This is a genomic window from Sporomusa sp., assembly GCF_057736855.1.
Genome location: NZ_JBYKYF010000171.1, coordinates 1 through 6,498 on the forward strand (window position 1 = coordinate 1; position 6,498 = coordinate 6,498).

Genomic DNA, 6,498 nt, shown 5'->3' on the forward strand with positions numbered 1-6,498 from the left:
GATAGCTGCTGCTGTTTTCTTGCTTAAAGCTATATCACCAAATAAAGTTGTTGCATCTTTCAATATAACGACCTCCTAAATAGTAAGCAAATAATGCCTCAAATGACTAAGTGCTGCAAGAGCCGTCCGGTTTTTTATTTCTGTACGTGTTCCGGCAAAATAATGTTCGTACCATTTGGTCCCTGCTGGACCGTCAATAGCGATATAAACAAGTCCTACAGGTTTATCGGCAGTTGCTCCATCCGGACCGGCAATACCAGTAATCCCGATACCGATGCCGGCAGAGAATTTTTTCTTAATTCCCTGAGCCATACTCTCAGCTGTCTCGTGGCTTACGGCACCTTTCGTTGCAAGCAATTCTTCCGCAACGCCAACTTGCTTTACTTTGATGGTATTGCTGTAGCAGACTATAGATCCTATCAAATATCGTGAACTGCCTGGCACATCAGTGATGCGGCTGGTAACGAGACCGCCAGTACAAGACTCGGCAAGTGCAATTGATAAATTTTTCTCCAGTAAAAGGTTACCAACACACATCTCCAGCGTTTCTTCATCAGTTCCAAAGATATATTCTCCGATCACTTGGCGAAGTTGACCTTCGAGATCATGAATCAGTTGCAGAGCTTCTGCTTCACTGGCTGCTCTTGCCGTAATACGCACGTGAATCTCACCATTGCGTGCTAGCAAAGCTAATGTCGGGTTTGACTGAGATAGGATATATTGTTTAATTCGCTCTTCTAATGCCGACTCTCCCAGACCATATGTACGGAGAACTCTGGATACGATAGCCCCTTGTAAACCGAAGCGTTCCCTAAGATACGGAACAATTGAGGTTTCAAACATTGTCGAACATTCACGCGGCGGTCCCGGCAAATGTATAATGACTTTTCCTGTTGCTTCGTCTTCCATAATAACGCCAGGTGCTGTACCACATGTGTTTTCAATAATTTGTGCGCCTTCAGGAATCATAGCTTGACGCAGATTATTTTCTGGCATACAGGAATGACGCTTGGAAAAATACTGTTGTATGCGTTGTACACTAGTTTCATCCAGATACATTGGTTTTCCCAGTAATGATGCGCTTACTTCTTTAGTAATATCGCCTTGCGTCGGCCCCAGGCCACCAGTTGTTATAACAATATCAGCTCGCTCCAATGCGATCTGTAAAACCCGCTTCATTCGGTCATGGTTATCACCAACTGTTGTCTGATATACTACACTAAATCCCAACTCATTCAATCGGGTAGCTAAAAATGGCGCATTGGTATTTACGATCTGCCCTAAAAGCAGTTCTGTTCCTGTACTTACTAACTCAACAATCATCGTTTTCCCTCCTAACCTATTGGATTCGCGTCATAAATTAACAAATCCTTTACAATAATTTATATTTTACCGCAAAAATAATCTTTAATAACCAAATAGGCAGAGAGAAAACCACCTGTTGATGCAAAGACCAGGATTTACTACTAAGTCTTACTTCAAATTTGCATACAATTAGTATTAGGACAAAAAATAGCAGAGCATGCGCCTCTACTATTTTAAGCTTGCTATAGTATTATGCAGCTAATCAGGTTTTATTTCGGCTAATAGATCGTACGTAAATCCTTGTACAACCTCTGCCTGTACTACATCTCCAGGGAGCAGATCGGCAGCATTCTCGACAAAAATTTTTCCATCAACATCCGGAGCTTCCCGGTAAGACCTGCCAAAAGCCACATCAGGCTGTTCAGTATTGTGACCTTCAATCAAAATAGTAAGTTCTTTTCCTTCCATGCTGCGATTCAGTTCTTCAGAAATCTGGCACTGTAAAGCCATTAGCTCGTGATAGCGTTCCTCTTTTACTTCGTCAGGTACTTGCTGCTCTAAAGCCCCGGCAGGTGTTCCCTCTTCTTGTGAATAAACAAATACACCAACCCGTTCAAACTTTTGTGAAAGCATAAATTGCTTTAAGGTTTCAAAATGTGCATCTGTTTCACCGGGAAATCCTACGATAAACGAAGTACGAATCACAACGCCGGGAATAGAAGCCCGAATCTTAGCTAGCAACTTTTCAATGTCTGCCCGCGTATCACGACGGTTCATAGCTGCTAATATTTCATCATCAGCATGTTGCAGCGGAATATCGATGTACTTGCAAATTTTAGGTTCAGCAGCAATAATTTCAATAAGCTCATCGGTAAAATATTTTGGATAGCAATAAAGCAACCGAATCCAAAGAAGTCCATCGATTTTTACTAATTCCTTCAGTAATGTTGTTAGCTGCGGCGTATTATAGCGATCACGCCCATAACTGGTAGTATCCTGAGCAATTAAATTAATTTCTTTTACCCCAAGTTCTGTAAGGTTCTTTACCTCACTTACAATGGATTCAATGGTACGGCTTCGATATTTGCCGCGCACCATAGGAATTACACAATATGAACAGCAATTGCTGCAGCCTTCAGCAATTTTTACATAAGCACTATAAGAAGGCGTAGTGGTAATACGCCTCATGGTTTCATCATAAATGGTATCTGTTTCGCCAATAATTAATACCCGCTCACCAGCCAACACAGCATTTACGGCCTCCATAATCCGGTGCCACGCACCTGTACCGACAATTGCAGATACTTCCGGTAATTCATCTAATAATTCTTGCTGATAACGCTGACCAAGACAACCAGCAACGATAATCCCCCGACATTTACCCTCACGCTTAAAGTCAGCCATCTGAATAATCGTAGAAATAGACTCCTCTTTAGCAGCATCAATAAATCCGCAGGTATTCACTATTAAGATATCCGCATCATGGGGATTATCAGTAATAGCGATATTGTTATCAGCCAAAATGCCTAGCATAATTTCGGTATCTACCAGGTTTTTTGCACATCCTAAACTAATAAATCCAGCTTTAAGCATTGTGTCCTCCTATTATATTCCTAAGCGGGCTTGAACCCATTTATCAAGTAATCGCCGCTGCTGTTCAGGAGTATACATATCATGATGATCAAGCAGCTTTACATTTTTTTTGGCATATTCCTGATATAGCTGGGTCTCCGGATTGGTGGGGAAAAAATAGAACTTATGTTTGGTCATAACTTCGTATGGTGCATCCAGAGTAAGCCAGTTAATAAACGATTTTGCCTGCTCAGCATTGGCAGCTCCTCTAATCAGCCCAACACCTGATAGCAAATAGGCTGAACCATCTTCGGGATACACGATGTGTACGGGAAAGCCATCTTTAGCATAACGCATCGTCTCACTATGCACTGCAATCCCAATATCTACTTCACCCATACTGGCCATTCGTGCAGGTGTTGCCAAAAATTTAGCATACTGTACAATATGTGGATGAAGCGTTTTGAATAAGCTTAATACTTGTTCCTCCCCATTAGCAGCAACTAATGTAAATAAAAGATTAGCCGCAGCATCGGCCGCAAGAAAATCGGTGATACCGATTCTGACTTTGTCATCCAAGAGTAAATCCGACCATTTAGACGGTTTTGGGGTTGCTGTTCGGTAATAATCTTGATTGACTGCAAACACAACGGGGTCATACCATAAGCCTATCCAATACCCATCCGGGTCTTGAAACTTGCTTGGTATTATATCTGTATATTCTGATTGGTATGGTACCAACAGCGCACTATTTCGGGCTTGTTTCAGCGTCTTGCGATGCGCTAGAATGATGTCAGCTTGCGGTTTCGCTGACTCTGCTAGTAACCGATTAACCAGATCCTTATCAGTAAGGGGAGTAATATTCATTTTCACATTAGCTACTCGCTCATATTCCTGAGCAATTATAGCAACCTGCTCAATGGGTAATGTGGTATAAACATTAATAGTCCCCAAACCATTTTTGTTCCCCGCACTGCTGCCTGCATAGCCTGCAAGATACGTAGTACCTGTGATGAGTACAACAAGCACAAAACAAGAAATTAATAACAGTGGTAGATAACGTCGCATAAACTACCTCCACGCTGCAGCTATAGTTAGAATTACAGGAAAGGCAAACATATATACTATACCCTTTATTTGTTCTTTATGCAAGTCCATATTCCTTTAATTTCCTAAAACAACAATTTATTAATTTTGTGATTGTGAATATATCCCTGAACTCCTTTATTCTAAAAAATAACATATTGTGGTAAAATAAAGAAAATTAAGCACCCTGACAAAAATTCTATCCCTCTAGCTGGAGACCTAGGTTATCATCGGATTTATATCTGAAAGGAGTTATTTACAGTGATAGTTAAACCTTCCTGGTGGTCTGTTTTTCATCCAGATTTGACTTTGCGTTTGATTATCATCATCATGTTTTTGTTCTTAGTCGCCTTGGGAAACGCATTTGGTATCTATGACGGTCTCGTAAACAATGATACTACAGCTGCACTTAATTCATTTGCTGCATTACTCTTATATGCCATTCCCGCCTTTGGGTTACTAAAACTCAAGCGCTGGGCTCGGCTGCTTGAATTAACCATATCAATACTCTTTGTCGTCATTGGTTTTATCGTTATGTTTGGTTACAATATGACGATGGGAATTATAACCATTGTCCCACATGGACTAATTGCCATGTACCTGTTATCTGACGACTGCCGCCGTGCATTTGGCTTGGTAACAAAAAGAGGCTAGATTGAGAATCTAGCCTCTTTTTGTTACTTTAGCCCGCTTATCTCTGGCTGGTACAGCTTTTCGCTTCATATTAATTTTATCAGACTGCAACACCGCATTATGCGGTTTATTACGCGGCGGCCGAATCAAACATTTTGGCTCATAGCCGATTAAATCACGGCGATTTGCCTTAATAAGAGCCTCATATACTAAATCGTAGTTTTTGGGATTGCGATACTGTAATAACGCGCGTTGCAACTTTTTATCATGCGGATCTTTGGCCACATAAACTTTTTCCCCGGTTAGCGGATTGAGCCCCGTATAATACATACAAGTGGATATACTTCCCGGAGTAGGTATAAAATCCTGTACCTGCTCAGGATTATAACCAATATCACGAAGAAACTCAGCCAGTTCAATGGCTTCTTTGAGACCAGCGCCGGGATGGCTGGACATAAAATAAGGTACAAGGTACTGTTCCTTGCCTAATTCCTTGTTAATTCGCTCATAGGCCTTTTTAAATGTTAAATACGTATTTTTATCTGCCTTACCCATTAATTTTGTGACTTTGTCAGAAATATGTTCTGGAGCTACTTTTAGCTGCCCACTCACATGATGCTCACACAATTCCCGTAAAAACTGCATATCATTGGCTGCCAGCAAGTAGTCATAACGCAGACCGGAACGAACAAACACTTTTTTTATGCCAGGAATTTGTCTAACGGCCCTAAGCAATTCCAAGTATTCCGTATGATCAGTATTTAAATTTTTGCAGGCACTCGGAAATAAACACTGTTTGCCGCGACAGGTTCCCCTCACGGCCTGATGTTCACAGGCAGGATGGCGAAAGTTTGCGGTCGGCCCGCCCACATCATGGATATAACCTTTAAAGTCGGGCATTTTGGCTATTTCTTGCGCCTCACGCAATATCGATTCTTTGCTGCGACTTTGGATGATTCTTCCTTGATGGGCGTATAGCGCACAAAATGAGCAGCTTCCATAACAGCCGCGATGACTGACAATACTGAACTTGACCTCCTGAATCGCCGGAACCCCGCCAGCCGCTGCATAAGAAGGGTGGTATGTGCGTTGATACGGCAAATCATATATTTCATCCATTTCCTGAGTGGATAATGGCGGAGCAGGCGGATTTTGCACCACATACTGTTCGCCATGTCTTTGAACAATCGTTTTTCCCCTAATAGGATCTTGCTCCAAATACTGAATTTTAAAGGCTTGAGCAAAATCAGCCTTACTATTTACCACATCTTGATAACTAGGGATCTCAACATAATCCCAAAGATGTTCTAATGTTTCAGTATGATAACAAGTCCCAGGAATATCACGAATGTTTTCGATACCAATGCCGGTGGCTAATTGTGCAGCTACCTCTTTAATCTGCTTCTCACCCATACCATAAATCAGTAAATCTGCTCTACTGTCAATCAAAATCGACCGTCGAACACTATCTGACCAATAATCGTAGTGAGCAAATCGCCGTAAGCTGGCTTCAATACCACCAATAATTAGCGGTACCCTTTTCCAGACCTCTCTTATCCGATTGCAATAAACAATTGTCGCCCGTTCCGGCCTAAGTCCAGCCTGGCCTCCGGGCGAGTAGTTATCGGTACTCCGGTATTTCTTTGCTGCCGTAAATTTGTTAAGCATAGAATCAAGATTGCCTGCACATACCAGTACCCCTAAACGCGGTTTACCTAAGCGTTTGAAATCTTTCGTTGAACGCCAATCAGGTTGAGCAATGATCCCCACTCTATATCCATATTTTTCTAAAAGCCTACAAATAATGGATGTCGCAAAACTGGGATGGTCAACATACGCATCTCCACTTATAAACAAAAAAACTAGTTGATACCATCCTTTTTTGACCATCTCTTCACTGGT

Annotated in this window: 5 protein-coding genes; 1 reads left to right on the top strand and 4 read right to left on the bottom strand. The window is 41.7% G+C overall.

What is annotated here, in order from left to right:
• Positions 1-75 precede the first annotated feature (75 nt).
• The 3 genes from AC29Z1_RS11480 to AC29Z1_RS11490 all read right to left on the bottom strand — a co-directional run bounded on the left by AC29Z1_RS11480 (position 76) and on the right by AC29Z1_RS11490 (position 3,945).
• A complete protein-coding gene (locus tag AC29Z1_RS11480; RefSeq protein WP_488271598.1) occupies positions 76-1,323 on the bottom strand; it encodes a competence/damage-inducible protein A in 1,248 nt (415 codons plus the stop codon).
• A 240-nt stretch (positions 1,324-1,563) separates the two neighbouring features.
• The gene (rimO, locus tag AC29Z1_RS11485) at positions 1,564-2,898 is read right to left on the bottom strand and encodes a 30S ribosomal protein S12 methylthiotransferase RimO (protein WP_488271599.1); all 1,335 of its coding nucleotides are present in this window, start codon (positions 2,896-2,898) and stop codon (positions 1,564-1,566) included.
• A 12-nt stretch (positions 2,899-2,910) separates the two neighbouring features.
• Positions 2,911-3,945, bottom strand: coding sequence for an ABC transporter substrate-binding protein (locus AC29Z1_RS11490; protein ID WP_488271600.1), 1,035 nt, complete (start codon positions 3,943-3,945; stop codon positions 2,911-2,913).
• Positions 3,946-4,224: 279 nt separating this feature from the next.
• On the opposite strand from AC29Z1_RS11490, the gene AC29Z1_RS11495 reads away from it, so the two are divergent.
• Positions 4,225-4,617, top strand: coding sequence for a hypothetical protein (locus AC29Z1_RS11495; RefSeq protein WP_488271601.1), 393 nt, complete (start codon positions 4,225-4,227; stop codon positions 4,615-4,617).
• Between the two features lie 9 nt (positions 4,618-4,626).
• Here the strand turns inward: AC29Z1_RS11495 and AC29Z1_RS11500 are convergent.
• A partial coding sequence (locus tag AC29Z1_RS11500) for a YgiQ family radical SAM protein (protein WP_488271602.1) occupies positions 4,627-6,498 on the bottom strand: 1,872 nt, incomplete at its 5' end.

Bases quoted from the DNA above. Each gene is read 5' to 3' on its own strand.
- AC29Z1_RS11480 (WP_488271598.1), bottom strand. From the start codon at position 1,323: ATGATTGTTGAGTTAGTAAGTACAGGAACAGAACTGCTTTTAGGGCAG.
- rimO (WP_488271599.1), bottom strand. From the start codon at position 2,898: ATGCTTAAAGCTGGATTTATTAGTTTAGGATGTGCAAAAAACCTGGTA.
- AC29Z1_RS11490 (WP_488271600.1), bottom strand. From the start codon at position 3,945: ATGCGACGTTATCTACCACTGTTATTAATTTCTTGTTTTGTGCTTGTT.